The following is a 25280-nucleotide window of genomic DNA, read 5'->3' as shown; positions in this document are numbered from 1 at the left end:
CGGGCACCACTGGGCAGGGCGGTGCCCGTCCGCCGTTTATCATCACCATGCGTGATCGCACAAGGTTTTCGCGCGATCAGATGGTTGACGTGCCACCCGGTTGGTTTACGGCGTACCCTTTGTCGGTTGTCCGTCGCGTGGGTCGACCACGCTCGAGGAGAGGTAGTCCCCGTGCGCCGTAAGTTGTTGGCCGCCGTATTCGCCGTAGTCGCCGCTACCGCGGCGCTCACCGCATGCAGCAGCGGCAATGACGACCCCAATGTGCTCAAGATCGGCACCGAGGGCACCTACGCTCCGTTCAGCTACCAGGACAACGGCAGCATCACCGGCTACGACGTCGAGGTCGCCAAGGCCGTCGGCGAAAAGCTCGGCCGCAAGGTCGAATTCGTGCAGACCCCCTGGGATGCCATCTTCGCGGGCCTGGAGTCCAAGCGCTTCGATCTGGTCGCCAATCAGGTGACCGTGAATCCCGAACGCGCGCAGAAGTATTCGCTCTCGCAGCCGTACACCACCTCCGAGGGCGTCATCGTCACCAAGGCCGATAACACCGGCATCCACGCGCTCACCGATCTGAGCGGTAAGACCTGCGCGCAGTCGGTAACCAGCAACTGGAACAAGGTCGCGGCGGGCGCGGGCTGCAAGGTCGAGGGCGTCGAGGGCTTCGTACAGGCGATCCAGCTGCTCAAGAACGGTCGCGTCGACGCGACCGTCAACGACACCCTGGCCGTGGGCGAATACGCCAAGAAGACCAACGATTCCAGCGTGCACGTCGCGGGCAAGACCGGTGAGACCAGCAAGCAGGCCTTCGCGGGGCGCAAGGATTCGCAGGCGCTGATCGATCAGGTCAACACCGCCCTGGACCAGCTGCGCGCGGACGGCACCCTGGCCAAGATCTCCGACAAGTACTTCGGCACCGACGTCAGCAAGTAAGCGGCACAGGACGATTGGACGACTGGCGACCGAATGGACGACGCCACCTGGGAACTGATCCGGGCGAATCTGTGGCCGATGTTGAAGGCCACCGTCGAGATGACGCTGCCGCTCACCGCCATCAGCTTCGCCATCGGATTGGTGCTGGCGCTGTTCGTGGCGCTGGCCCGGATGTCGAAGCTGTGGCCGGTATCGGCGGCGGCCCGGTTCTACATCTCGATCATTCGCGGTACGCCGCTGCTGGTGCAGCTGTTCATCGTGTTCTACGCGCTGCCGCAGTTCCACATAGTGATCGATCCGTTCCCGGCGGCGGTGATCGCGTTCAGTCTCAATGTCGGCGGATATGCGGCCGAAGTCATTCGCGGCGCTATTCTTTCGGTCGCCGAGGGGCAGTGGGAAGCGTCCTACGCGGTCGGTATGAGCTATGCGCAGGCACTGCGTTTGATCATCCTGCCGCAGGCCGCGCGGATCGCGGTGCCGTCGCTGTCCAACACCCTGATCTCGTTGGTGAAGGACACCTCGCTGGCGTCCACCATCCTCGTCACCGAGTTGTTGCGGACGGCTCAGCTGGCGGCCGCGCCGACGTTCGACTTCTTCGCGCTGTATGGCGTAGCGGCACTCTACTACTGGGTAATATGCCTGGTCCTGGGCTTCGGGCAAACCCGGTTGGAGACCCGCCTCGGACGGCACGTCGCGCGCTGACCGGCGGTTAGCTGAACGGCATGTGTATATCTTTCGCAGGAGCGTGTGCCCGTTCAGCGGGACACCAACGGCAGGTCTAGGGTTGATGCCGTGATGCGACGAACGAAGATTGTGTGCACACTCGGACCGGCTGTGTCGTCCGAGGACCGTATTCGTGAACTCGTTGAGAGTGGAATGGACGTGGCGCGGCTGAATTTCAGCCATGGCGAACACTCCGACCATGCCGACAACTATAAAAAGGTGCGTCAGGCCAGCGATCTGCTCGGCCGCGCGGTGGGAATTCTCGCCGATCTCCAGGGACCGAAGATCCGACTTGGCCGGTTCATCGAGGGTAAGACCGTCTGGGCGACGGGTGAAGAAATCCGCATCACGGTAGACGACATCGAAGGCACTCACGACCGAGTTTCGACCACCTACAAGCAGCTCGCGAAGGACGCCAAGGCCGGGGATCGGCTGCTCGTCGACGACGGCAAGCTGGGACTGACCGTCGAGCGCGTCGACGGCAATGACGTGATCTGCCGGGTCACCGAGGGCGGCCCCGTCTCCAACAACAAGGGCGTCTCACTGCCGGGTATGGATATTTCCGTTCCGGCCTTGTCCGAGAAGGACATCGAGGATCTCGAGTTCGCGCTGAAGCTCGGCGTGGACTTCATCGCGCTGTCCTTCGTGCGCTCCCCGTCCGATGTGGAGCTGGTGCACGAGATCATGGATCGCGTGGGCCGCCGGGTGCCGATCATCGGCAAGCTCGAAAAGCCCGAAGCCATCGACAATTTGGAGGCCATCGTGCTGGCCTTCGACGCCATCATGGTGGCGCGCGGTGACCTCGGCGTGGAGCTTCCGCTGGAGCAGGTGCCGCTGGTGCAGAAGCGTGCCATCCAGATGGCGCGTGAGAACGCCAAGCCGGTCATCGTGGCCACCCAGATGCTGGAATCGATGATCACCAACTCGCGGCCCACCCGCGCCGAGGCGTCCGATGTGGCGAACGCGGTGCTCGATGGCGCTGACGCGGTGATGCTTTCGGGTGAGACCTCGGTCGGCGACTACCCGATCGAGACCGTGCGCACCATGGCCCGCATCGTGCACGCGGTGGAGTCCGAATCCTCCACCCGGGTGCCGCCGCTGACCCATGTGCCGCGCACCAAGCGCGGCGTCATCTCCTACGCGGCGCGCGATATCGGCGAGCGGCTCAATGCCAAAGCGCTGGTTGCCTTTACGCAGTCCGGTGATACGGTGCGCCGCCTGGCCCGCCTGCACACCCCGCTGCCGCTGCTGGCATTCACCCCGAATCCGGCGATTCGCAGTCAGCTGGCCTTGACATGGGGCACTGAAACATTCATCGTGCCCACCGTCGATAGCACTGACGAGATGATTCATCAGGTCGACACCGCGCTGCTGTCCATCGGCCGGTATCGCAAGGGCGATCTCGTGGTGATCGTGGCGGGCTCCCCGCCGGGTACCGTGGGGTCGACCAATCTGATCCACGTGCACCGCATCGGCGAGGAGGACCACTAGGTGAGTGCGTCGCTTGACGAAACCTTGACTGGGGCTGAGAAATCGGCCCCGGCCGATGATCTACGGGTGCTCCTCGAGCTGCTCGATCTCGAGGAGCACGGACCGGACATCTTCATCGGACAGCACCCGGAGAAGGTGTGGAGTCGCACCTTCGGCGGGCAGCTGGTTTCGCAGGCGATCATCGCCGCCGGGCGCACGGTCGGCCCCGGCCGGCCGGTGCACGCGGTCAACGCGCATTTCGTGCGCGGCGGCGACGTCAAGAAGCCGATCGAATATCGCGTCGATCGGCATCGCGACGGGCGCGCGTTCGCCAATCGCACGGTGACGGCCTATCAGGACGATCAGGAATTGTTCGTCATGCTGGCCGCCTTCCAGGACTGGGGTAAGGGCCTCGAGCACGGTTCGCCGCTGCCCGAGGTCGCCGATCCGGAAAACCTTCCGCGCGTGGAGGAATCCTTCATCGGCATGGAAGACAAGCTCGAAATGTTCGTCAAGGCACCGCATCCCATCGATATGCGGTACACGAACGATCCGGCCTGGATCCTCAAGGGCACGGGCGAGAAGCTCAACCACAATCGGGTGTGGATGCGCACCGATGGCGCGCTGCCCGATGATCCGCTGATTCACGTTGCGGCGCTGGCGTATTCGTCAGACACCACGGTGCTGGACTCGATCATCACCACGCACGGGCTGTCCTGGGGGCATGACCGAATTCTCGCGGCCACGGTGAACCATTCCATCTGGTTCCACCGGCCGTTCCGGTTCGACGACTGGGCGCTGTACGCCACCGAATCACCCGTCGCCGCGGGCTCGCGCGGACTGGCGCGCGGTCACTTCTACTCGCGCGCAGGCGAACTCCTGGCCACCACGGTGCAGGAAGGCGTCATCCGGCACTTCCCGGCCCGCGCCTGACCCGAGACAGCAGATCTGGGCCGTACCCGTCGCGTGGGTGCGGCCCGTTCGTCATTCCGGCACGGTCTGGGCCGGAATCCACCCGCTCGCAATGGATGCCGAGGGGTAGCGGCTCAGATGAGTTCGCGGTTCTCTTCGAGGTCGAAGTTCTCCCGCTGCAGCGCGTGCACGATGTAGGGGATGGGTTCGTCCGCGGATAGCTCGAGCACCAGCCGCTGTTCCAGCCGGGCGATGCCCGCCTTGGTGAGCTGGCGCGCCTCGCCGACCAGGCTCAGCGCTATCTCGTAGGTGCGGCGCTCACCCGGATCGGCGTCGGGATGATCCAGGCGCCACTGGGTTTCGAGGACCGTATGGGTGGGATCGTCGCACTCCACCGGAAGGGTGAAGCGCCACGCGAAGATGTCGCGATCGTCCACGTAGTCATCCACGACGCGGCACACCGTTTCGGTGACGCGGTGGAGGGTTTGCGGTGTGACGAAAACATGGAGCGAAACATCCGAAATGCGCTTCGGCATGTCTGAGTCCTGTTCCTGTGTCGAACCACCGGCGGTGGTGTTCCGCGCGGAAGTGTAATCCCTTACCGGACTTAGCGGGCAGACAGGTGTATTGACACGCAGGGGCCAGCGTAATCCTGGTTACGCCACAAGGGAAGTAGGAGCGGGTCTCGAATGCCCGAATTCCGGTCCTACCCGGCGGTTCCCACCGAATGCCGCACGGGTTCGGCTGACCGCCGGGACAATTCGGGCAGCGGACCGGTATCGGCGCGCCCGCCCGGCAGGACCAGCAGCGCGGGGCGCTGCGCACCGGCATCACCGGCGGTGCCACGAGGGTGGATGGTGGCCTGCGGATGCTGATGCGCGTGCAGGGCGAGCAGCAGCGGCACCAGCGCCTCGGCGATCCGATCGCCGACCTCGCAGAACTGCTGGGCCTTCAAACCCACCGGGTCCGAGATGTTCTCGCGCCCCACATAGGCCAGATCGTCGCGGGCGGCATGCAGTCCGACCACCGAGCGCGCACCGCTCACCTTGGCGATGCGGTACGCCTCCAGCAGCGTGAAGGTGCGGGGCAGCGCCTCGGGCACCAGTTCGCGCACCTGATCCCGGATCTTGTCGGTCATGGTGAGCACCAGATCGGCGCGCAGCACCATCTCCGGTTTCAGCCGGCGCGCCTTGAATCCGCTCGGGTCGCCGCCGAGTCCGATGATCGTTTGCGCCGCAAGCGGTTCCGCCGGGAAGCCGACCAGCGCCCGCACGCCCGCACTTTCGGCGGATAGCTCCTGTAGCCCGTGTTCGGCGGCCACCGCCAGCGTGAGGCGCTCGGCGATGACGGACCTGCAAACGTTGCCGCTGCACACGAAGAGCACATGCATGCGCTCAACGTATGCCCATGGCGCGGTCGCGAAAACGCCTGGAAGACCGAATCACACGTTTCGTCCGGGAAGTTCATCTCGCGGCCGAATGTCAGTCGCCTGGAGTTCGCTCCCGGCGTAGTACTCGGTCTCGTCGACCACCGATTCGACCAATGGTGCCGCACCCCGCACGCGCTGCCGCGTGGAGAACATGCGGCCGCGCGCGGGCACCATCGGTGCGAATCGGGTGAGGCCGGAAACCGGGGACATATCGTCGTACACCGAATCGATCCCGCCGCGCGCGAAATACGCCTCATGCCAGAAGCCGGTGCCGCCGGAATCCTTCAGGAAATCGCGCCACCAGATCTTGTGCGGTTCGGATCGGGTCCAGCGCTCCAGACTCTCCAGATCGCGCCAGTACTGCCGCGCGCCCCAGTGCGGCGGGAACAGCGACCAGATCACGTCCTCGTGCGAGAGCAGGCCGTCCGGGCGGTCGTGATGGGATCTGTAGAGCTTGGGGCCCACGCCCAGCAGCCGCAGGATGCCGCGCGGGCGGTGCACCCGCATACCGAGCAGGATGACCACCAGGTCCGGGTATTCGGACAGATCCGCCGTAACCCTGTGCACCCGCATGAGGAGACCTCCACTTCGAACCGAGGCCGTCGTCAGGTCGGTCTGTGCGGATGTACGAAATACCCGCCACGACGGTTCGGACCCTCTTCACTTCGCGTCCCCTTGGGTCCAGCATGCTCTCTCAGGCCCGCGGATGCCATCCAGCCGTCCAGTCCGTTACCGCTATTCGTGCACGTTGAGCGTATTCACCACCAGTCGCGTGGCGTCCGCGAGCAATGCGTTATCGGTGGTGGTGTCGGGCTCGGTCTTGGTGGCCAGCATCGAGATCACGATCGGGCCGCCGAGTTCGGTCCAGGCGATCGCCACATCGTTGTTGCCGCCGTAGGCCGGGGTACCGGTCTTGTCGCCGACCGTCCAGCCCGGCGGCAGACCCGCTCGAATCCGCTGCGCGCCAGTGGTATTGGCGACCAGCCAGGCTTTGAGCTGATCGCGTTCGGGCTGTCCGAGCACATCGCCGAGCACGAGGGTGCGATAGTCGGCGGCCAGCGCGGCCGGGGTGGTGGTGTCGCGCTCATCGCCCGGAATATTGGTGTTGAGATCGGTTTCCCAACGGTCCAGGCGGCTCACCTGATCGCCGATGCTCCGCATGAACGCGGTGACCGCCTCCGGTCCGCCGAGCTGCTTCAGCAGTTGGTTGGCGGCGGTGTTGTCGCTGGCCGTAATGGCGGCATGACAGAGTTCCGAGATCGTCATACCACTCTCGACTCGCTGCGAGCTGATCGGCGAGGCGGCCACCACCTCCTCCTGGCCGAAATGCGCCACGGTGTCCCAGTAGCCGGTGTGCAGCGGATGCTGCTTCAGCAGCGCCCCGCACGCGATCCCCTTGAAAGTGGATGCCAGCGCGAACTTCTCGTCCTTGCGATACGAGACCTCGTGCCCGCTGTCGGTATCCACCGCGAAGACGCCCAGGCGTGCACCGTATCTGGTTTCCAGATCGCGCATCGCGCCGGTGACATCGACGGTTTCGGCGGCGCTGCCTGTGGTTTCCCTCGCGTCGGGGCCGGAATCGTCACCACCGCCGCATCCCGCGATCGCGATGAGGGCCGCCGCCCCCAAAACCGTGCCACGCCACCCGAACCGCATACACATCCCTTCGTCGCCGCTATTCCATTACCGACCCTAATAAACTCGGGCGGTCAGCTGCCATCGGGCAAATGCCGCATCCCGCGCAGCGGTCGCGCCACGCCGGTTCTCATCCGAACTGTGAGTCGTTCTAATGCCGTGCGGGACCAGCACCGGCCCGGATACTGTCCGGTGGTGAGCTCCGAAACCGTCGCCGCCCCGCGCACCTACCACCTACGCGATCTGGCCGAAATCTATGTACTGGCACAGGCGAACTGGTCCGATCCGATCGGTGGCTACATCCAGGAGAACACCGCCTACAACGCGGCCCTGCGCAAGTACCGCGAACGATTACTGAGCGGCCTGGAAGACCTCTACAGCCTCACCCTGGAAATGGGTCAGATGGTCGAAATCCCGCGCGGCACAGTCCTGTTCATGCACTTCAAACGTACCGTGAACTCGCTGCTCGCCCAGCGCACCCCCACCTCCGGACAGCAGGAGGCGGGCCTGCTGCTGCGCTCCCTCGAAGCGGCGGGCGATCAGGGTCGCCAGGTGCTGGCAACCTCGGCTCGCATCGACAAACTCATGCACTCCTCGCGAGAAGCCCACCTGGACATGCTCGAAGCGCTGCTCGGCATTCTCGCGGGCAGCCGCGCGAGCCTCACCTTCACCTCGGCGGATCTGCAAACCCGCGGCATCGACGATGTGCCGCCGGCGGTCGAGGATTTCGCCGAGGGCAGCGCCTGAGACGTTCGGCGGCGACTCCGATCGGGTCGAGCCCGCGAGATCTTCGCGTACTCCGCCGATGTCGTGTAAGGGAGTTCAGCGTTCGTTGTAGCCCTGCGGGGCGCGGGCCGGACGGGTCTCGGTGCGGCATATCGGTCATCGCGTGCGCGCCGTCGGCTGTGTCAGGATTCCCAGTCGAGTACCGGTGCGAGGGCCTTGGACTGTGCCGATGAGGGGATCAGGCGCAGGACGGCGTTTCGGATGAATACCGCCGGGGCCGAGGCGAGTTGGGCGACCGCGCCGATCCTGCCGGAGCGTGCGGCGATCATCTGAGTCCGGGGTCGGCGTTCGGCGTCGTAGCGGGTGAGGTCGTTGTCCGCCGCGGCGACGCGGGCGAGCACGACCGCGTCCTCCAGGGCCTGGCATGCGCCCTGGCCCAGATTCGGGGTCATGGCGTGGGCGGCGTCGCCGATCAGGGTGATGCGGCCCGCCACATAGGTTGTCAGCGCGGGGAGTTCGTAGATGTCGTTGTGCAGGACGGCTGTGTCGTCGGCGGCGGCGAGCAGGCTCGGGATCGGATCGTGCCAGGTGCCGAAGCGGTGGCGCAGTTCGGCGAGGCCGTCGCTCGGGGTGCCCGCGGGCGCGTTGGCGGTCGCGAAGCAGTAGACGCGGCCGTCGGCCAGTCCGGCATAGCCGAATCGCTCACCGCGGCCCCAGCTTTCGCCCAGATCGCCGACGGGTGCGGTGGGGGAGACCACAACTCGCCACGCGGTGTAACCGCTGTAGCGGGGTTCGACCACGCCGCAGACCGCGCGCCGCACGATGCTGTGGATGCCGTCGGCTCCGACGATCACATCGCCGGTGGAGGTGCCCCGCGAATGGGTGACGGTGCCGTCGTGGCGCACCTCGGTCACCGTGATGCCGGTGCGCAGCGTGTTATGCGGCAGTGCCGCGCGCAGCATGTCCAGCAGGTCGGCGCGGTGGATCATGATCGGGTTGCCATAGCGTGTCCGCATCGTTTCGGTATCGGCGCGGGACAGCCACGCGCCCCTGCTGTCCCGGATTCCGGCCGAGCCCTCCTCGATGGCCCGCGCCCGCACCCGCTCGCCCAGCCCGAGCGCGTCGAGTGCGCGAATGGCATTGGGCCACAGGGACAATCCCGCGCCGACCTCCTTGATCGCGGCGGCCTTCTCCAGCACCTCGACCTCCCAGCCCTGTCGATCGAACGCGATGGCCGTGGCCAGTCCGCCGATTCCGCCGCCGATGATGAGCGCCTTGGGCATGTCGTTTCCCTTCGATCCGAATCGGCTCTCCCGAGCCGTTCGCTGCACGCCGTGAACGGTACTACTCCTGTAGTGAAAAAACTACTTATGTAGTGCCAATCACTACCGATGTAGTATCCGTGCATGCCCACCAAACGCGAGCTGATCCTCGATGGCGCGATCGAACTTCTGGGTACGCGCGGCCTGCGCGCCCTCACCCACCGCGCGGTCGACGAGCTCGCGGATATGCCACCGGGCTCCGCCTCCAACTACTTCCGCACCCGCGACGCCCTGCTCACCGGCATCGCCGAACGCCTCGAAGAACGCGACTACGCCGACTGGCAAGCCGTCACCCGCATCGCCGCCCCCAGTACGCTGCCGCAATTCATCGACGGCCTCGCCGCCCTGCTCGCTCACGCCGTCACCACCGACCGCACCCGCACCCTCGCCCGCTACGCCCTATTCCTCGAATCCCAAACGGCCCCCGGCCTTCAGGAGGTCCTACTCCGCGGCCACACCCGCCTGACCGAATGGATCGCGACCATGCTCCGAGCGGTGGTCCCGGATGCGCCATCCGAGGTGACCCCGCTCGTGGCCAAATACATCGACGGCGCGGCGCTGCATCAATTGACCTATCCAGCAACATATTTCGACGCGCGCCCGGGTGTGGATCGCATTGTTCGAGCCTTGCTCGCCTGAGCGCTCCCGCTGTGTACCGTGTGGTATGGATTTGGGTGGGGATACAGAGCGCCCGGTTCGGCCGCAAGCGGCGTCGAGTCGGGGCGAGCGGGCCACGGGGCGGCCGGATGGATTCGAACCGGCACCGGCGGATGGATTCGAACCCGATCGGCCGACCGCGCGACCGGACAGGTTGCGGCGGCCGATCGTGCTGGTGCTCGGGCTTGTTGTCGCGGCACTGGTCGCGGTGGCGGTGCCGAACTGGTGGTGCGGGCGGGAAGCCGATGCCTGGTTCCGGGGAGACGCGGCGCGCGTGCGCGGACTCGCCGAGGAAATGGTGGCGTTCGAAGCCGAGGACGATCAACTCCGCGCCAGCGGTAAAGGCGGCGAGCTCACCGATATGTGGGGGCTGCTCACCCATCAGATGACCGCGCAGGGCTTGGCGCAGATCTGCCTCGCGCATCCCGAATGGCGAGATCGCTACGCCCCCATCGCGACCCGCGCCGCCGCGAAAACCCTCCTGCCCGAAATGCGCTCCACCTTCACCGCCGCCTGGCACGGGCAGGACGGTATGTCCGTCCTCGACGGCCCGAATGGTCATGCGTACCTGTCCTATCCGGCCCTGGCGCTCGGCATGGCGCGGCTGGTCGATCCGGCATTCCCCGCCGACCTCGCGGCGAAGCAGGACGCGCTGGTCGCCTCCTATGAGCGTCGCCTGCTCGCCTCGCCGACCGCCCTGCTGGACACGCTCCCCGGCGAGGCGTACCCCACCGATATCGCGGCGGTCGCCGCCGCCATCGCGGTGCACGGCCGCGCGACCGGCGTCGACCACTCGGCGGTCCTGGCTCATTGGGCGCAGCAGGTCCGCGCCGTCCAAATCGACCGTGGCACAGGCTTGGTCGTGCAACGCATGGGTGTGGACGCCAAATCCCACGATGCCCCACGCTCCTCCGGCACCGGCCTGGCCGCCTACTTCGCGGGCTTCGCCGACCGCTCCCTGGCGAAGGAGCTGGCCGACGGAATGTTCCGCCAGGAACGAACCCTCTTCGGCTTCAGCGCGATTCACGAATACGGCAGCGGCTACACCGGACCAGGCGACATAGACAGCGGCCCGGTAATCCTCGGAATCTCGGTCTCCGCCACCAGCTTCGCCCTGGCCCCCGCCCACGCCTTCGCCAACCACGACGTCTTCACCCGAGTCTTCCGCACCGCCGACCTCCTCGGCCTCCCCCTCCACACCGGCCCCCGCCTCCGCTTCACCACCGCAGGCGCCACCGGCAACGCCCTCCTCCTCGCCTTCCTCACCTCCGGCCCGGAGCTCGCCCGATGAGCCTCCGCGTCTACGGCCCGGAACTGGCCCGATGAGGCTCCGCGTTTCCAGCTGGGGAGTTGGCCCGATGAAACTTCGTACCTCTGGCTGGGGAGCCACTCTGATGAATTTCCGTATCCCGCTGCGCCTGCGTCCGGCGTGGCGACTCCTTCGCCTGCCCATTCTCGCGCTCGCGCTGTACCTGGTCCTGCACCCAGCCCTGGCCGCCCTCTCGGCAACTCACGGCTTCGGTTCCCCCGACGGTATGAGCCTGCCCTACTTGGCAATTGCCGCTCTGGAGGTAGTCCTGCGCATAGCGCTGCTCACCGTCATTCCCGCGGTCCTGGTCTACCGTGTCATCACGCGCCTGTTGCTCGGCGAAAAGCCCTCCGCCGCAGTGTCTTCGCGCGCGAACGCGCGCACCGATAGTGCATCGCCCACCCCGTAGCCTGCCGGATTCCGGTTGCGTCGGGGCGCAAGTTGTCCCGCGCTCCGACAATGTCGCCGGAGTCCGCCGAAATCGCCCATATGGGACCGGTTTGCGGTATCTCCCGGAAACTTCCCGAGTCGACCAAGCCATCGCCGGATCGGCTCCGATACCCCTTGTGGCCGACCCCATCCCGAGGGGTCGGTTTGTCCATGTCGATCCAGCTACTTCGAAAGGCCGGTCCTACATGAGGTTGTTCAGTGCGCGGTTTGCGGTCGCGATCGCGACCACCGGTTTCGCCGCGATCGCGCTGGCGGGTCCCGCCGCCGCCGACCCGATGAGCGATATCGAGCCGCTCCTGACCTCGAGCTGCTCCTTCGCCCAGATCGACTCCGCCCTGCACAAGGTCTCCCCGGAAACCGCGGCCCAGCTCGACGCCGCCCCCGCCCAGAAATCCGCCATCAAGAACGCCTACGACCAACCGGTCGACCAGCGTCGCACCGCATTCCAGAACCTCATCGCCCAGCAGCAGCAAATGGGCGTGAGCGCCGACACCAACGCCGAATTCGGCAACAAGCTCTCCCAGGTCGTCGACACCTGCAGCCAGTACTGACCCAAACGGAGCGGTACGGCAGGGCCGGTTGTCACCGGCCCTGCCTGTTCTGTCCAATACGTGTCTGCCTGTCCACCGAGCTGCTCCGCATGTCACTCATTCGGGGAGCGGTCGGCGGTCGAATCCGGTGACTACCGGGGGCAGCTCCATGCCGCCCACTCGGCTCACGGCGATTCAGGTGATTTGCCAAAAGTTGTCTGTCTGAAGAAGACTCGTTCAGAGGCAAACAGTGTCCGGCATCGTCAGTGGTGTCGTCACAATGATCGAAGTGTGTGGGGCGGGTATGGCTGGCAAGGATGCGAGTACCGAGACGTCGGTTGAGGGGAACGTCGGAACGGTCTTGTTACTGATTGCAATTGTGCTGGGCATTTGCGCGATCTGGGGTGGGCCTGCCTTCGGTGTCCCGCCGCTCTTGATCTTCTTTCCCGGAATCGTCCTGTTCGGTACATCGCCGGAGTACAAGGCTCACGGGCAACGTTCGGCAGAAGCCAAAGCGCTTCAGACGCAGCGGGAAGCCGATCCCGGTATCAGGATTTCACGAGGCATGGTGAGTGCTCCGGGACAGGAGCCGATCTCGGCAGCTGGCGCGCGAGCTTCCGTCGAATCCTCCGGTGCGCTGGTCAAGCGTGCGACCGTGACACGAATTGCCGCCGGTGGATTGCTCTTCGGCCCGGTCGGTGCGATCGCGGCGGGCCTCGGTGCGAAGAAGACCGTCGAAGATCGCCGCCTGTTCGTACTTGTGGAGAATGCGGTGGGTGAGCAGTTGATCGTGGAGGTCCACGCGAAGCATGAGGCCGAAGTGCGCCGTTGGGCTGTCCGGTTCAACACCAAGCGAGCTCGTAAGGAAGCCTCCTGACGATGCCCGTTCGGATGCGCGATATCGACAAAGTCATCTCACTCGGGCAGTAGCCGCGCGCTGAATCCAGCGGTTACCAAGCAGGCGAAGGCTTTTCGTACGGCAGCGGGTATCGGCTGCTCGATTGCCCAGCCATTGGCCGGGTAGACCCAGAGGCGCTGGGTGTCGCCAACCAGCATGTTGATCACCCGATTGGCGTCGCCGATTCGAGCGATGTACTCATCGAGGGGGAGTGGGCGCGCGGCACACGTCACTTCGACTCCGGGCCAACGCTTTCGGCATATCGCATAGCTCCGGCGCTGCTGGTAAGGGCGGGAGATCAGCAGGATAGTGCGAATTGGTCCCAGGGCCGTGTGCTCTTCGATGAGTGCACGTGTGAAATCGATGTTCTCGCCGGTGTTGGTCGCCTCGGGTTCGACGAGGATCGCGCTGTCCGGCACGCCGAGTTCGAGAGCGCGTTCGCGGAAGTGGACAGCCTCGCCTCGTGGAAACGCCTCGACCGTGCCGGGTGCGTTGGCTCCGGTGAACACAATCGTCGGAAAGAGTCCACGGTGGTACAACTCCGCCGTGTAGACCGGCACATCTGGATCATGGCTTCCGAGACCGATCCCGAGATCCACCGGCTTCGGCTCGTGGTGCATTTGGCTGTAGTCCCAAAGGGTTTCGACATCGCTACGGAGATCGTCCGGGATGGTCGTTGTAGGCACGGCTCTCCTTACTCGGGAAGCTTGAAGTCGTAGGTCCATGCGAATCGGGAAGCGGCGTGGACACCTCTGGCGAACTCGATAAGAACGTCGTTCGCGGTATAGGTTCGCCGCTCCAGAATCATCACCGGCTCACCAGCGGGGAGTTCGAGAACCTTGGACTCTTCAGGGGTTGGCATACGCCCGCAGACGGTTTCGGATATGTGGTCGGGTTCGTAGCCCTGCAGCGTGAGTACAGCGAACCCGCCGCCGGGACCGGCCGGGCCGGGCGTCGGATCCACGAGCGGCGTGCCTTCCACGTGCTCGGGAACGTAATAGCTTGTGAGCGTGTGTGTCGGTTGACCAGAGTCGCGGACCGTCCGGGCGCGTTCGAATACGTGCGCGCCTGGTTCGAGGCCGAACGCCTCGGCGACCTCCGCGTCCGCCTCAACGAGCGCCACGGTCTGCGTCTGGTCGGTGCGATTCCACGGCCGATCTGATGCCTCGCGGTCGGCTATGAACGCAACCGTGTCTCCGTACTTCCACTTCTGCTTCGAATAACGTTCGACACCAAGGCGTTTCATCGGTGGCCGTTCGCGGACCACCGTCCCTCGGCGCCTGATCGCGGTGACCAGGCCCTCTGCTTCGAGTAGTCCAACTGCTTGGCGAACAGTCTTGATGTTGACGCCGAACTGTTCCGCCAGCTCCTGCTGCTTCGGCAGGTTCGCGCCGGGGAGGTACTCGCCCCGCTGGATGGAGTCCCGTAGGCGCGCCGCCAGTTCGCGGTATCCGGTCGTGCTCATCGGGGAGCCCTCTCGTCATTTGTCCTGAGGTAGCCGCTGTTAAGGGTAGCTGTAACCATGGAATCTACGCGCTTTGCCATATAGAGCCAGCTCTATTGACTCAACGATGTGATTCTTTTCCAATAGAGCTGGCTCTATTGGAGGGCTGTTCTTGAATCGCAACAGGCGCAAGGGGGTTGAGTGATGGAAGGTGAGCGCACTCCTCAATCGGGTGGGCGGTGGGATGCGGCGGACTTCTCGGTCGGCGGAGCGCGGGTCCGCGTGACGAACTGGGTTCGCGACGACTGTGAGCGGGGCTACGTGTACGCGATCAATCCCGAGCGTGCCCGTGGCATCTTGAAGATCCATGCTTCATGTGAGCCGCCGTGTCCGCGCAAGCGAACCGCGGCGGCGTATCTAGGCGATGCCCGTTCATCATTGGACTGAAAGAAACTGCATCACAAGAGGTTCGGCGCATAGGCTGGCGTCAGGTTCGGCTTCTGGGGGAGCGCATGGTCAGTCAGTTGGTCACTATCGGTGCGGTGTTGCTGGGTGCGACGGCAACGTATTTCGCCACCTATCTGCTTACGCGACAACGTAATCAGTACGAGCTCGCCACTCGGTGGGATGGCAAGAAGCTCGATGCCTACGAGAACTATGTCGACAAGGTCCGCGCGAGCGTTTCGGCGGCATTGGTTCTGTACGAGGGATATCGGAGGCAGGAGCTGCGCGCCGAGGCGCTACCGGAGCAGGAGTTGCGTGCGGCACTGTCGGAAGCTGTCAGGGTGCGAAGTCGAGCGTTCGAACGAGTCATGCTGCTTGGTGGTGAGGATGTCGTGGAGACCGCTCACGATCTGAACGCCACTGCCGAGGGCCTGATTTGGCGGGCGCGGGGCGAGGTCGCGGGGTCTCACGACGACTGGTTGACAGACTTTCGAGCTGTCTTCCAGTCGATCAACGCCTTCCATGACGCGGCGAGGAAGGATCTCGGCGTTCGTGGGAGCGTCACCGGCGGCGGGCGACCGGAAAGGGACGTGTTGCTGCCTCCACCACCGCAGCCTGAACTTTCCTGACCACTGTGCATATGCCTTATGAGGCGAATGAGTAGAGGGCCGTTTCGGGTGTGTTCGGAACGGCCCTCTATTTTGGTGCCGAGTGTGGGAATCGAACCCACACGTCCTTTCGGACAACGGTTTTTGAGGTGGTTGCTCTCGACGTTTGCGAGTGCTGGGTAGGCTTGGCGCGCAACGAGATAGAGCCTCTGACCGGGGGATTGCGCCGTTGGCACCGTTGGTGTGATTGGGCTGAGAACGGAGGCTCTGCGGACGATTTGCGGACTCCGGCCCAGCCTCAACCTCTTCGTCCCGAAGAAACGGGCATTGATCTCAGGCGGTCGTAGCTGCGATCGTTCGGCCTGCTCGTGACCGAGCAGCATGTCTCGGCTGTATCGTTCTGTCCAGGGCGTTTGGGGCTGTCTCGCGGTGTTCGGTGACCAAATTGGTGACCATCCTGTCCGCAGGCGATGGCGTGTTGCGACGTACTTTAGGGGCTGGCCTGCTTGGTCTGTCGGGCCTTGAAGGCATCGAAACGTGCACGCAGTACATAGAGGTGGTCGAGCAAGGCTTCCGCGAAGTCCAGGGCATCTTGTGCGTCTTGTGCGGAGACCTTTTCGCCTGTGAAATGTGCTCCTTTGTTGCCGACTACGCGAAGGAGGTCGGCCCACTGGGCCAACAACCCATCGATCTTCCCCTGCGCCTGGAGTTCTCTGAGATTCTCAGCGAGTATCCGCTTCGTTGCGCCCTGGTCGGCGCAGGTTCCCTCCAAGGTTCGCCTGACCATGACTAGGGTCGCTCGGTACGCCTTGGCTTCAAAGCATTTCTGAGCCTCTTCGAACTCGTCGCACAGAGCCGCGGGGATGGCGGCGTTGAGTTGCCGCTTCGACGGAAGGTAGATCACTGGCTTGTCGTCTTCGAAGCCGTCGCCCCAGTCCTCGCGAACCTGGACGATTGGTTCCTGGCACTCGTTGTTAGAGCACAGCAGGAGTGAAAACTCCGCCGGTGGGAAGATTTCGGGGTCGTTCTGGATTGCGATGCCGTGTACTGCGCTTTTGGACGGTTCGCCACATTCAGGGCAAAGGAAGGCCCGTACCTCATCGGTCACGGTGGGCAGTATTTCACCGAATCGGGCTGCGCCGTACATGATTTCCGACCAGAGGGTCGGCGAAGAAGCTCAGCCGACTGATCTTCTCCCTGCTTCCTCATAAAGGCCATCCTCAGCGGAGCTCAGTCGTGTCAAGGGCGCTCTTTCCCTTGACTCGGCTGAGTGGAGCGAGACAATCGGGCCGATGAGGAGGCGGGGAGCTACTTTACGGAAGAGCGCCTTTGCTTCGCCACCGCGTGATCGGCTAGTCGATCAGTTCAGAGCGAAGACCGACGAACAGGGCTTGTCTGCGACTACTGTCTCCTGACGACTGTCGATCGCGAGTTGGGGTACGGACCTTGGGCGGACAGGTATCGGTGTGGGTGCCGATTGTGGTCGGGGTTATCGGTGTGCTCGGCACCGTGGTTGGCACGATCGGAGGGCAGTGGTTAACGGCGCGTATGACTCGACTACGCGAACACGATCACTATTGGCGGCAGGGACGTGTCAGTAGCTACACCGATTTTCTGACAGCTTTGGATCGTTGGGTCGTAGCAATTCGAGAGATCTGCCGTTGCCATGCAGCCGGTAGAAGGCCATCGGATCAGCTAGAGGACGAGGCTGACGATGCGCACATGGCAGCGTCTCGATCGCTTGCAAGGCTCGGACTTGTGGGTTCACCGATTGCGAGGGCGACGTGCCAAGATGGCTACTTGCTTTGTTGGGACGTTTGGCGGCAGGTGACTCGAAAGTGGGGTGAACCAGTGGGTCCCTTGGATGAGGAGAAGCTTCGGGCACTGCTTCGTATGATCGCGCCTGTCCATGACACGGCGACTAATCGAATGCGCTTGTCTCTGGGGCTTCGGGAGTGGTCGCAAGAGGACTCCACAGCGGTAGGTCGCTAGACCTGGCTTCGAATGGTGTGGTGGGCAGACATGACCACAGGGCCGACAGGGCAGACATTGACCCTGGATGAGCTGCTGGCTGATATCAGGGTGCGGTATCCGGAGGGCACGCTTGTTCGGACGGCAATCGACCGATCCGAACCGTTGTTGCGCGGAGCGGTTCAGCGGGCCTCGGGGTTGATGTAGGTCTCTGCCTTGGTGAGCGCCCAATCGATGCGTTTGCGCTGACTCGGATCCATCGTGAGGTTCGAAATCCGTTCTACCGGAACCCATTCGACGGACGTGCTTTCGTCACTTGTCGTCGGCGCGCCACCGATTGGTTCGGCGCGATAGATGATCGTGAACTCCTGACGGACTTCATCGTTGCTGGTGTAGTGAATGACGTGCGTTGGGTCGGTGAAGATGCCGACGACGCCGGTGAGCCTGATGTCGACGCCGGTCTCTTCTTGTGTCTCGCGGATCGCGGTGCGGCTGAGCCGGTTCGAGGGGCGGGGTCTGTCGGCATCGCGTCGCGGTGCAGGCGTATCAGGTGCTCGGTTAAGTACTGCGGTTCGCGATCAAGTCCAAGCGGCTGGCCGCCAATCCCGCCGAAGACGTGGAATTGCCCACGGTGATCAGCGCTCAGCGCCGATATCTGACGCATCTGGAAGTCATGAAGCTGGCCATGGCCGCTGGCCGATTCCGGCCGTTGGTCCTGACTCTCGCCTACACGGGCATCCGATTCGGTGAAGCGGTCGCGTTGCGAGCTACTGCGGTCGATCTGGACACGCGGCGGATCACCATATTTCGTTCGGCAACTGGGGTCACCGGCAAAGGGGTGGTGGAGACCAGCACTAAGAATCACACGACTCGGGCGGTACCGATTCCGCGGACGCTGGTGGCGGAGCTCCAGGTGCTGCTGGAGGACCGCGGCCCGGAAGCGCTCGTATTCGCCAGTCACAAGGGTGGCTACCTGACCTCGACCGAGTTCCGCTGGGTGTTCAACCAGGCGGTGTTGGAGGCTGGTTTGAAAGGTGTTGTACCGCACGGGCTTCGGCATACGGCGATCAGTGCCGGGGCGAACATCAAAGTCGTGCAACGGATGCTCGGGCACAAAACGGCCACGTTGACGCTGGATCTCTACGGGCATCTGTTCCCGGACGATCTCGACGCCGTGGCCGATGGAATGGACGTGGGCGCGCGGAATGCTGCGGACCAACTGCGGACTGGATAGAAAACGGGCTGTCTCGGTGATCACCGAAACAGCCCGTTACCTTGGTGCCGAGTGTGGGAATCGAACCCACACGTCCTTTCGGACAACGGTTTTTGAGACCGTCGCGTCTGCCTATTCCGCCAACTCGGCGCACCGCGTTGGAACTATAGCGGGTGGTGGGGCGGATGACCTAACCGGGGCTCGGGAGGGTGGGGGTGAGAATGACACGGTTGTGATACTGGTCGGTTTGCGCTGGGTACGTGGGTTGTGGCGGGGGACGGACGGTACTCTTTGGGTACTCGGGTACGTGCCGATCCGTCGAGGGTGGCTTCGGACCGATGTACGTCGGGTGTTGGTATATCGGAGCGACAGGGGTTCATCTATGGGAACGACAGCAGGGGGCGGTTCGAAGAAGGATGCTGCGGCATCGGCCCCCAAGCGGGTGGTGGTTGCCGAGGACGAGGCGCTCATCCGGATGGACCTGGTGGAGATGCTCTCGGAAGAGGGTTATCACGTGGTGGGTGAGGCGGGCGACGGTCAGCAGGCCGTGGAGCTCGCCGAGGAGTTGCGTCCTGATCTGGTGATCATGGATGTGAAGATGCCGCGCCGCGACGGAATAGACGCCGCCGCCGAGATCGCGTCGAAACGTCTTGCGCCGGTGGTCATTCTGACCGCCTTCAGCCAGCGCGATCTGGTCGAGCGGGCACGCGACGCGGGCGCGATGGCCTATCTGGTGAAGCCGTTCACGAAGTCCGATCTGGTGCCCGCCATCGAATTGGCCGCCAGCCGCTTCCACGAGATCGCCGCGCTGGAAAGCGAAGTCGCGAATCTGTCGGATCGTTTGGAGACCCGCAAGCTCGTCGAGCGTGCCAAAGGTGTGCTCATGCAGACCCAGGGCCTCTCGGAACCGCAGGCATTCAAGTGGATTCAGCGCACCGCAATGGACCGTCGCACCACGATGAAGGCGGTCGCGGAGGTCGTACTGGAGAATCTCGCGCCGAAGTAGGCCGCGATTGCCCGAACATTGCCCCTCTGTTGCCGGAAATGCGCCAGCGCAATTAACCCACCGGTAACACGAGGGGCTCTTTCGTTTGTTGCGATGTCACATGAATGATCCGAATGTGATGCGGACCTAACGTGGCGGGGATATGTTCTGTCCGGGCCGATCGATGGGGCGGCCCTCCTCGGCGAGCCGGGGGAGCACAGAACATAGAGGTGAATCGTGCTTGGTTCAGTGACAAAACCGCGCAGCCGCATGGCGCGCGCGGTGGTCATCGGAGCTGCGGCAGTACTCGCGCTCAGCGCTGCCGGCTGCGGCAGCAAGTCCACTGATAATGCCGGTACCAGTGGAGACAACAACAGCAGCCTGACCATTGCCCCCCTTGTCCAGATCGACAAGGACGGTAAGGAAGTGGCCAGCGCCGACAACTCGGCCGCCGCCAATCCCGCCAGCGACGGCAACGATAAGTGCGCGCCGCAGACGATTGCCATGTCCGGACCGCTCACCGGCCCGAACGCCAATCTCGGCCTGAATATCGTGCGCGGTGTGAAGCTCGCGCTGGACCAGCACAACAAGGCGAATCCGAACTGCCAGGTGGCGGTCAAGGAATTCGACACCGAAGGTGACCCGCAGAAGGCCACCCAGGTCATTCCGACGATCATCAACGATTCGTCCATCGCCGCCATGATCGGCCCGACCTTCTCGGGTGAGACCAAGGCGACCGGCCAGGTCATCAGCGATGCGGGTCTGCTGTCGCTGACCCCGTCCGCCACCAACGTCACCCTCACCACCAACGGCTGGAAGACCTTCTTCCGCGGCCTCGGCAATGACGGTGTGCAGGGTCCGGCGGTCGCCAAGTACCTCGCCGGCACCGGCAAGTACAAGAAGATCTGCGTCGTACAGGACAACTCGGATTACGGTACGGGCCTTGCCAAGACGCTCACCGAGGGTCTCGGCTCGATCGCCGATTCCAGCTGTGCCACCCAGGTGAAGGCCGGTGACAAGGACTTCTCCGCCGCGGTCTCCAAGATGGCATCCGCTAAGCCGGATGCCATTTTCTATGCGGGCTACTACGCCGAGGCGTCCCCGTTCGTGCGCGCGCTGCGCACCGGCGGCGTGACCGCCACCTTCATCTCCGATGACGGCACCAAGGACGTCGAGTTCACCAAGCAGGCGGGCGACGCCTCCAAGGGTTCGCTGCTGTCCTGCCCCTGTGGTCCCGCGCCCGATAAGTTCGCCACGGATTACAAGGCGTTCAACGGTTTCGACGCCGGCACCTACTCCACCGAGGGCTACGACCTGACCACGATCGTGCTCAAGGGCATCGCCGCCGGTAAGACCAGCCGCGCCGATCTGGTCTCGTACGTCAAGACCTACCAGGGCCAGGGCCTGGCCCGCGAATACAAGTGGGGCGATACGGGCGAGCTGTCGAACGCCCTGATCTGGATGTACGAAGTCAAGTAGTCACCGACTCTGGAGCGGCGCGTGCCGGTAATACGGCGGGTCACAAACCCGTTCGGCACGCGCCGCTTCCTCTACGGCGAGAGTATTGAATGTCTTTATCCGTTTTGGCCGATGCGGCTCTGCTAGCCAACGGGTCCATCGAATTCAACGTCTCCGGCGTGGCCGACCAATTCTGGCGGCTCACGGTGGACGGCTTGGCCTATGGCTCGATCTACGCGCTGGTCGCGGTCGGGTACACGCTGGTTTACGGTGTGCTCCGGCTGATCAATTTCGCGCACTCCTCAATCTTCATGCTGGGCATGTTCGGCCAATACATCGGGCTCATGCTGCTCGGATTCGCGCCCAGCGGAAACGTCTATCACGAGGGCGTCGTTCTCACCGTCGTATATCTGTCCGCCGCCATGCTGTTCGGCATGCTGGTGTCCGGTGGCGCGGCGGTCGGATTGGAACGCGTCGCCTATCGGCCGCTGCGTAAACGCGGTGCGAAACCGCTGATCTTCCTGATCACCGCGATCGGCATGTCATTCGTGATCGAGCAGTCCGTGCAATACGTGCTGCCGAAACTCACGCAGGGCATGTCGACTCCGCTCGGCGGCAGTACCGCGCAGCAGCCGATCACGCTGGTACGTGATTCCACCCAGTTCACGATTTTCGGCGCCGCGGTCAGCAATGTGACGCTGGTGATCATCATCTCTGCGGTGGTGCTTGCGGCCGTCACCGAAATCCTCATCAACAGAACGAAATTCGGCCGCGGTATTCGCGCGGTCGCGCAGGATCCCGATACCGCGACGCTGATGGGCGTTTCGCGGGAGCGGATCATCATGCTGACGTTCCTGCTCGGCGGTCTGCTCGCCGGTGCGGCGGCGCTGCTGTACACGTTGAAGATTCCCGGCGGCATCATCTCCTCGGGCGGATTCATCCTGGGCATCAAGGCATTCAGCGCCGCGGTGCTCGGCGGTATCGGCAATCTGCGCGGTGCGCTGCTGGGTGGTCTGCTGCTCGGGCTCGCGGAAAATTACGGTCAGATCCTGTTCGGCAATCAGTGGCGCGATGTCGTCGCGTTCGTGGTGCTGGTGGCCGTACTCATGTTCCGCCCCACCGGCATTCTCGGTGAGAGCCTGGGGAGGGCGCGGGTATGACGGATATGGCAAGGACGCCCCGCCCGCATAAGGGCGGCCTGTATGCGACCTCGGCGTGGAAACAGGATTTCGGCCCCGAAGGTCCGGTGAAACACGGTGTGGGCGATAAGGTTCGCACCTGGTGGGCCGGACTGTCCCGTCCCGCGCAATGGGGTGTAGGCGTTCCGGCGATCATTCTGCTGGCCCTGCTCCCGCTTTTCCCGCCGCCGCTCATCGATACCCCGGGCACCAGTTTCTCCGGCGTCATGGCGCAGTTCGCCATGACGGCGCTGATCGCGGTCGGCCTGAATGTCGTTGTCGGCCAAGCGGGTCTGCTCGATCTCGGCTATGTCGGCTTCTACGCGGTCGGCGCGTATACGGTCGGCCTGCTCACCAGCCCGAACAGCCCGTGGAATCAAACCGACGGCTGGTTGAAACCCGGTTGGGCGTGGGTGATCTGCGTTCCGCTGGCGATCGCGGTCACCGCGGTCTCCGGTCTGATCCTGGGCACCCCGACGCTGCGCCTGCGCGGTGACTATCTCGCCATCGTGACGCTCGGTTTCGGTGAGATCGTGCGTCTGCTGGCCGAGAATCTGGGCGATATCACCAATGGCAGTCTCGGACTCTCCCGTATCGCCTATCCGCATATCGGCGGCACCGAGGCCAATCCCGGCGGGCATTTCTCCTCCGGTAATCTCGGTGACAAGAACAGCGGAAACCTGTTGGACCGCGCCAATTCCGGAGCCTGGTGGTTCTGGATGGGCATGGCGTTCGTGATCGTCATTCTGCTCATCGTCGGCAATTTGGAGCGCAGCCGGGTCGGCCGCGCCTTCGTCGCCATTCGCGAGGATGAGGACGTCGCCGAGATGATGGGCGTGCCCACCTTCAAATTCAAACTGTGGGCGTTCATGATCGGCGCGGGCATCGGCGGTATGTCCGGTGCGCTGTACGCGGGTCAGGTGCAGTTCATCAATCCGACCGGATTCAACATCATCAATTCGATGCTGTTCCTGTGCGCGGTGGTGATCGGCGGTCAGGGCAATAAACTGGGTGTCATCGTCGGCGCGTTCCTGATCGTGTATCTGCCGAACCGTTTCATGTCGGTGAATGTCGGCGGGCAATCGCTCGGCGAGTACAAATATCTCTTCTACGGTGTCGCACTGGTGGTCGTCATGATCTTCCGCCCGCAGGGCTTGTTCCCGGTGCGGCAGAAACTGCTCGCCTACGGGCGCACGGTTTATCGCGCGGTGCATCGCACGCCCGGGGAGACAACTGGAGGGGTGCGATGACCGGGCCGGGTGGCGGCGCGCTATTCGACAATGACGATATGGCCGCCGGATACACCTCCGCCGAGGCCGAACCGAGCGCGGGCACCCTCGATGTCACCGAGGTGCTGCCCGTTTTCAAGGATCCCGAAGTGGTCGCGGATGTGGTTGCGCCGCACCGCGATATCGAAACCGAGGTGGGTGCGCCGCTGCTGCGCGCCGAGGGCCTGACCGTCAAGTTCGGCGGCCTCACCGCATTGGACAATGTCACCTTCGACATTCGGCGCGGTGAGATCCTCGGCATGATCGGACCCAATGGCGCGGGCAAGACCACCTGCTTCAATGCCATCACCGGCGTGTACCGGCCCACCTCGGGCACGGTGAGTTTCGACGGCCGTCCGCTCACCAAATCCAAACGCAATGAGATCACCCGGCTCGGCATCGCCCGCACCTTCCAGAACATTCGATTGTTCGCGGAGATGACGGCTCTGGAGAACGTGGTGGTGGGCACCGACGCACGGCATCACACCTCGGTGCCGGGCGCGGTCTTCCGCACCGCCCGGCATCGCCGCGAGGAGAAGGACGCCGTCGAACGCGGTATGGCGCTGCTGGAATTCGTCGGCATCGCACCGCGTGCGGTGGAGAAGGCGCGCAACCTCTCCTACGGTGATCAGCGCCGTCTGGAGATCGCCCGCGCGCTGGCGACCGAGCCGAAACTGCTGTGCCTGGATGAGCCCGCCGCGGGCTTCAATCCGAGCGAGAAGGCCGCGCTCATGGATCTGATCCGCAAGATCCGCGACGACGGTTTCACCGTGCTGCTGATCGAGCACGATATGCGCCTGGTCATGGGTGTGACCGACCGCATCGTGGTGCTGGAATTCGGCCGGAAGATCGCCGACGGATTGCCGACGCAGATTCGGGAGGACCCCAAGGTGATTGCCGCCTACCTCGGCGTGCCCGATGAGGAAGTGGGTGACCTCGGATGACCGCGCCGAACCCGGCACCGCCGAATCCGTCCCAACCCGAGGCGCTGCTCCAGGTCGACGACATGGTCGTCAACTACGGCAGAATCCAAGCGCTGCACGGCATTTCGCTCACGGTCGCACAGGGTGAGCTGGTGACCCTGCTCGGTGCGAACGGTGCGGGCAAGACCACCACCATGCGCGCGCTGTCCGGTCTGCTGCCGCTCTCGCGCGGCCGAATCCTGTTCGAGGGCAAGGACATCACCCGGGTCAAGGCGCACGATCGCGTCGGTCTGGGCTTGATCCAAGCGCCCGAGGGTCGCGGTGTCTTCCCTGGTATGACGGTCCAGGAGAATCTCGATATGGGCTGCTACTCACGCCCTTTCAAGAACAAGGCCGATTACAACCAGACCCTGGAGTGGATTTTCACGCTGTTCCCGCGCGTCAAGGAACGGCAGAAGCAGACCGGCGGCACGCTGTCCGGTGGTGAACAGCAGATGGTCGCGATCGCCCGCTCGCTCATGGCCCGCCCCAAACTGCTGCTGCTCGATGAACCGTCGATGGGCTTGGCGCCCATGGTGATTCAGCAGATCTTCCGCATCATCGCCGATATCAACGCACAGGGCACCACGGTGCTGCTGGTCGAGCAGAACGCCCAGCAGGCGCTGACCCGCAGCGACCGCGCGTACATCCTGGAGACCGGTGAGGTCACCAAGATGGGCACCGGCCGCGATCTGCTGCACGATCCGGCGGTGAAGTCCGCGTACCTCGGCGTGGGCTGACTACCGCACCGGCGCGCG

27 protein-coding genes and 1 tRNA gene are annotated in these 25280 nt (G+C 64.1%); 18 read left to right on the top strand and 10 right to left on the bottom strand.

Annotation, left to right across the window (positions count from 1 at the left end; genetic code table 11):
- Window positions 1-171: 171 nt before the first annotated feature.
- The 4 genes from ACFC0O_RS42305 to ACFC0O_RS42290 all read left to right on the top strand — a co-directional run bounded on the left by ACFC0O_RS42305 (window position 172) and on the right by ACFC0O_RS42290 (window position 4056).
- A complete protein-coding gene (locus ACFC0O_RS42305; RefSeq protein ID WP_375967985.1) occupies window positions 172-930 on the top strand; it encodes a transporter substrate-binding domain-containing protein in 759 nt (252 codons plus the stop codon).
- A gap of 33 nt (window positions 931-963) precedes the next feature.
- Window positions 964-1632 (top strand): amino acid ABC transporter permease, encoded by a 669-nt coding sequence (locus ACFC0O_RS42300; RefSeq protein WP_364643300.1) that lies wholly within the window; start codon window positions 964-966, stop codon window positions 1630-1632.
- 90 nt (window positions 1633-1722) lie between these two features.
- Window positions 1723-3144 (top strand): pyruvate kinase, encoded by a 1422-nt coding sequence (gene pyk, locus ACFC0O_RS42295; RefSeq protein ID WP_375967984.1) that lies wholly within the window; start codon window positions 1723-1725, stop codon window positions 3142-3144.
- The gene (locus ACFC0O_RS42290) at window positions 3145-4056 is read left to right on the top strand and encodes an acyl-CoA thioesterase (protein ID WP_375967983.1); all 912 of its coding nucleotides are present in this window, start codon (window positions 3145-3147) and stop codon (window positions 4054-4056) included.
- Window positions 4057-4169: 113 nt separating this feature from the next.
- Here ACFC0O_RS42290 and ACFC0O_RS42285 read toward each other — a convergent pair whose 3' ends face one another.
- The 4 genes from ACFC0O_RS42285 to bla form a co-directional block, all read right to left on the bottom strand.
- Complete coding sequence (locus ACFC0O_RS42285; RefSeq protein ID WP_364643294.1) at window positions 4170-4571, bottom strand: hypothetical protein; 402 nt, start codon at window positions 4569-4571, stop codon at window positions 4170-4172.
- Window positions 4572-4741: 170 nt separating this feature from the next.
- Window positions 4742-5425, bottom strand: coding sequence for a low molecular weight phosphatase family protein (locus ACFC0O_RS42280; protein ID WP_375967982.1), 684 nt, complete (start codon window positions 5423-5425; stop codon window positions 4742-4744).
- A 51-nt stretch (window positions 5426-5476) separates the two neighbouring features.
- A complete protein-coding gene (locus ACFC0O_RS42275; RefSeq protein ID WP_375967981.1) occupies window positions 5477-6037 on the bottom strand; it encodes a monooxygenase family protein in 561 nt (186 codons plus the stop codon).
- A 162-nt stretch (window positions 6038-6199) separates the two neighbouring features.
- Window positions 6200-7120 (bottom strand): class A beta-lactamase, encoded by a 921-nt coding sequence (gene bla, locus ACFC0O_RS42270; protein WP_375967980.1) that lies wholly within the window; start codon window positions 7118-7120, stop codon window positions 6200-6202.
- Window positions 7121-7294: 174 nt separating this feature from the next.
- Between bla and ACFC0O_RS42265 the strand changes: the two genes are divergently transcribed.
- Window positions 7295-7846: a hypothetical protein gene (locus ACFC0O_RS42265; RefSeq protein WP_364643287.1), complete on the top strand. Its 552-nt coding sequence runs from the start codon at window positions 7295-7297 to the stop codon at window positions 7844-7846.
- Window positions 7847-8007: 161 nt separating this feature from the next.
- On the opposite strand, the gene ACFC0O_RS42260 is transcribed toward ACFC0O_RS42265, so the two are convergent.
- Entirely contained in the window at window positions 8008-9108 is a 1101-nt protein-coding gene (locus ACFC0O_RS42260; RefSeq protein WP_375967979.1) for an FAD-dependent monooxygenase, read from the bottom strand.
- 123 nt (window positions 9109-9231) lie between these two features.
- On the opposite strand from ACFC0O_RS42260, the gene ACFC0O_RS42255 reads away from it, so the two are divergent.
- From ACFC0O_RS42255 to ACFC0O_RS42235, 5 genes are all read left to right on the top strand, one after another.
- Complete coding sequence (locus ACFC0O_RS42255; protein ID WP_375967978.1) at window positions 9232-9786, top strand: TetR/AcrR family transcriptional regulator; 555 nt, start codon at window positions 9232-9234, stop codon at window positions 9784-9786.
- A gap of 187 nt (window positions 9787-9973) precedes the next feature.
- Window positions 9974-11095 (top strand): hypothetical protein, encoded by a 1122-nt coding sequence (locus ACFC0O_RS42250; protein ID WP_375967977.1) that lies wholly within the window; start codon window positions 9974-9976, stop codon window positions 11093-11095.
- A 103-nt stretch (window positions 11096-11198) separates the two neighbouring features.
- The gene (locus ACFC0O_RS42245; protein WP_375967976.1) at window positions 11199-11522 is read left to right on the top strand and encodes a hypothetical protein; all 324 of its coding nucleotides are present in this window, start codon (window positions 11199-11201) and stop codon (window positions 11520-11522) included.
- Between the two features lie 226 nt (window positions 11523-11748).
- On the top strand, window positions 11749-12114 hold the full coding sequence (locus tag ACFC0O_RS42240) for a hemophore-related protein (protein ID WP_375967975.1): 366 nt from the start codon (window positions 11749-11751) through the stop codon (window positions 12112-12114).
- Window positions 12115-12343: 229 nt separating this feature from the next.
- Window positions 12344-12970 (top strand): hypothetical protein, encoded by a 627-nt coding sequence (locus ACFC0O_RS42235; protein ID WP_375967974.1) that lies wholly within the window; start codon window positions 12344-12346, stop codon window positions 12968-12970.
- 38 nt (window positions 12971-13008) lie between these two features.
- Here ACFC0O_RS42235 and ACFC0O_RS42230 read toward each other — a convergent pair whose 3' ends face one another.
- Together ACFC0O_RS42230 and ACFC0O_RS42225 are read right to left on the bottom strand one after the other, a co-directional pair.
- The gene (locus ACFC0O_RS42230) at window positions 13009-13677 is read right to left on the bottom strand and encodes a YdcF family protein (RefSeq protein ID WP_375967973.1); all 669 of its coding nucleotides are present in this window, start codon (window positions 13675-13677) and stop codon (window positions 13009-13011) included.
- Window positions 13678-13685: 8 nt separating this feature from the next.
- On the bottom strand, window positions 13686-14456 hold the full coding sequence (locus tag ACFC0O_RS42225; protein ID WP_375967972.1) for a GntR family transcriptional regulator: 771 nt from the start codon (window positions 14454-14456) through the stop codon (window positions 13686-13688).
- Between the two features lie 491 nt (window positions 14457-14947).
- Between ACFC0O_RS42225 and ACFC0O_RS42220 the strand changes: the two genes are divergently transcribed.
- Window positions 14948-15508 carry a hypothetical protein gene (locus tag ACFC0O_RS42220; protein WP_375967971.1) on the top strand — a complete coding sequence of 187 codons (561 nt, stop codon included), beginning with the start codon at window positions 14948-14950 and terminating at the stop codon, window positions 15506-15508.
- A gap of 469 nt (window positions 15509-15977) precedes the next feature.
- On the opposite strand, the gene ACFC0O_RS42215 is transcribed toward ACFC0O_RS42220, so the two are convergent.
- Together ACFC0O_RS42215 and ACFC0O_RS42210 are read right to left on the bottom strand one after the other, a co-directional pair.
- The gene (locus ACFC0O_RS42215; protein WP_375967970.1) at window positions 15978-16595 is read right to left on the bottom strand and encodes a DUF4145 domain-containing protein; all 618 of its coding nucleotides are present in this window, start codon (window positions 16593-16595) and stop codon (window positions 15978-15980) included.
- 1045 nt (window positions 16596-17640) lie between these two features.
- On the bottom strand, window positions 17641-17907 hold the full coding sequence (locus tag ACFC0O_RS42210; RefSeq protein ID WP_375968237.1) for an NUDIX hydrolase: 267 nt from the start codon (window positions 17905-17907) through the stop codon (window positions 17641-17643).
- Window positions 17908-18089: 182 nt separating this feature from the next.
- Between ACFC0O_RS42210 and ACFC0O_RS42205 the strand changes: the two genes are divergently transcribed.
- Window positions 18090-18692 carry a tyrosine-type recombinase/integrase gene (locus tag ACFC0O_RS42205; protein ID WP_375967969.1) on the top strand — a complete coding sequence of 201 codons (603 nt, stop codon included), beginning with the start codon at window positions 18090-18092 and terminating at the stop codon, window positions 18690-18692.
- A 42-nt stretch (window positions 18693-18734) separates the two neighbouring features.
- Here ACFC0O_RS42205 and ACFC0O_RS42200 read toward each other — a convergent pair.
- Window positions 18735-18821: transfer RNA gene (locus ACFC0O_RS42200), tRNA-Leu, on the bottom strand.
- Between the two features lie 232 nt (window positions 18822-19053).
- Here ACFC0O_RS42200 and ACFC0O_RS42195 point away from each other — a divergent pair.
- From ACFC0O_RS42195 to ACFC0O_RS42170, 6 genes are all read left to right on the top strand, one after another.
- Window positions 19054-19677: an ANTAR domain-containing response regulator gene (locus tag ACFC0O_RS42195; RefSeq protein WP_364643277.1), complete on the top strand. Its 624-nt coding sequence runs from the start codon at window positions 19054-19056 to the stop codon at window positions 19675-19677.
- 249 nt (window positions 19678-19926) lie between these two features.
- Window positions 19927-21135, top strand: a complete 1209-nt coding sequence (locus tag ACFC0O_RS42190; protein WP_364644189.1) for a branched-chain amino acid ABC transporter substrate-binding protein — start codon at window positions 19927-19929, stop codon at window positions 21133-21135.
- Between the two features lie 89 nt (window positions 21136-21224).
- Complete coding sequence (locus ACFC0O_RS42185; RefSeq protein WP_375967968.1) at window positions 21225-22274, top strand: branched-chain amino acid ABC transporter permease; 1050 nt, start codon at window positions 21225-21227, stop codon at window positions 22272-22274.
- Window positions 22271-23542 (top strand): branched-chain amino acid ABC transporter permease, encoded by a 1272-nt coding sequence (locus ACFC0O_RS42180; protein WP_375967967.1) that lies wholly within the window; start codon window positions 22271-22273, stop codon window positions 23540-23542. The genes ACFC0O_RS42185 and ACFC0O_RS42180 overlap by 4 nt, the downstream gene beginning before the upstream one ends.
- Entirely contained in the window at window positions 23539-24504 is a 966-nt protein-coding gene (locus tag ACFC0O_RS42175) for an ABC transporter ATP-binding protein (protein ID WP_364643271.1), read from the top strand. The genes ACFC0O_RS42180 and ACFC0O_RS42175 overlap by 4 nt, the downstream gene beginning before the upstream one ends.
- Window positions 24501-25262 carry an ABC transporter ATP-binding protein gene (locus ACFC0O_RS42170; protein ID WP_375967966.1) on the top strand — a complete coding sequence of 254 codons (762 nt, stop codon included), beginning with the start codon at window positions 24501-24503 and terminating at the stop codon, window positions 25260-25262. The genes ACFC0O_RS42175 and ACFC0O_RS42170 overlap by 4 nt, the downstream gene beginning before the upstream one ends.
- Window positions 25263-25280: the final 18 nt, after the last annotated feature.

Origin of the sequence: Nocardia sp. NPDC056100 (genome assembly GCF_042266325.1) — a bacterium.
Taxonomy (GTDB): domain Bacteria; phylum Actinomycetota; class Actinomycetes; order Mycobacteriales; family Mycobacteriaceae; genus Nocardia.
This window is presented reverse-complemented; position numbering and strand designations above follow the sequence as displayed.

Coding starts and splice junctions, on each gene's coding strand:
- ACFC0O_RS42190 (WP_364644189.1), top strand. CDS start 19,927: ATGGCGCGCGCGGTGGTCATCGGAGCTGCGGCAGTACTCGCGCTCAGC.
- ACFC0O_RS42245 (WP_375967976.1), top strand. CDS start 11,199: ATGAATTTCCGTATCCCGCTGCGCCTGCGTCCGGCGTGGCGACTCCTT.
- ACFC0O_RS42170 (WP_375967966.1), top strand. CDS start 24,501: ATGACCGCGCCGAACCCGGCACCGCCGAATCCGTCCCAACCCGAGGCG.
- ACFC0O_RS42220 (WP_375967971.1), top strand. CDS start 14,948: ATGGTCAGTCAGTTGGTCACTATCGGTGCGGTGTTGCTGGGTGCGACG.
- ACFC0O_RS42255 (WP_375967978.1), top strand. CDS start 9,232: ATGCCCACCAAACGCGAGCTGATCCTCGATGGCGCGATCGAACTTCTG.
- ACFC0O_RS42275 (WP_375967981.1), bottom strand. CDS start 6,037: ATGCGGGTGCACAGGGTTACGGCGGATCTGTCCGAATACCCGGACCTG.
- ACFC0O_RS42280 (WP_375967982.1), bottom strand. CDS start 5,425: ATGCATGTGCTCTTCGTGTGCAGCGGCAACGTTTGCAGGTCCGTCATC.
- ACFC0O_RS42285 (WP_364643294.1), bottom strand. CDS start 4,571: ATGCCGAAGCGCATTTCGGATGTTTCGCTCCATGTTTTCGTCACACCG.
- ACFC0O_RS42175 (WP_364643271.1), top strand. CDS start 23,539: ATGACCGGGCCGGGTGGCGGCGCGCTATTCGACAATGACGATATGGCC.
- ACFC0O_RS42240 (WP_375967975.1), top strand. CDS start 11,749: ATGAGGTTGTTCAGTGCGCGGTTTGCGGTCGCGATCGCGACCACCGGT.
- ACFC0O_RS42180 (WP_375967967.1), top strand. CDS start 22,271: ATGACGGATATGGCAAGGACGCCCCGCCCGCATAAGGGCGGCCTGTAT.
- ACFC0O_RS42185 (WP_375967968.1), top strand. CDS start 21,225: ATGTCTTTATCCGTTTTGGCCGATGCGGCTCTGCTAGCCAACGGGTCC.
- bla (WP_375967980.1), bottom strand. CDS start 7,120: ATGCGGTTCGGGTGGCGTGGCACGGTTTTGGGGGCGGCGGCCCTCATC.
- ACFC0O_RS42225 (WP_375967972.1), bottom strand. CDS start 14,456: ATGAGCACGACCGGATACCGCGAACTGGCGGCGCGCCTACGGGACTCC.
- ACFC0O_RS42260 (WP_375967979.1), bottom strand. CDS start 9,108: ATGCCCAAGGCGCTCATCATCGGCGGCGGAATCGGCGGACTGGCCACG.
- ACFC0O_RS42195 (WP_364643277.1), top strand. CDS start 19,054: ATGGGAACGACAGCAGGGGGCGGTTCGAAGAAGGATGCTGCGGCATCG.
- ACFC0O_RS42300 (WP_364643300.1), top strand. CDS start 964: ATGGACGACGCCACCTGGGAACTGATCCGGGCGAATCTGTGGCCGATG.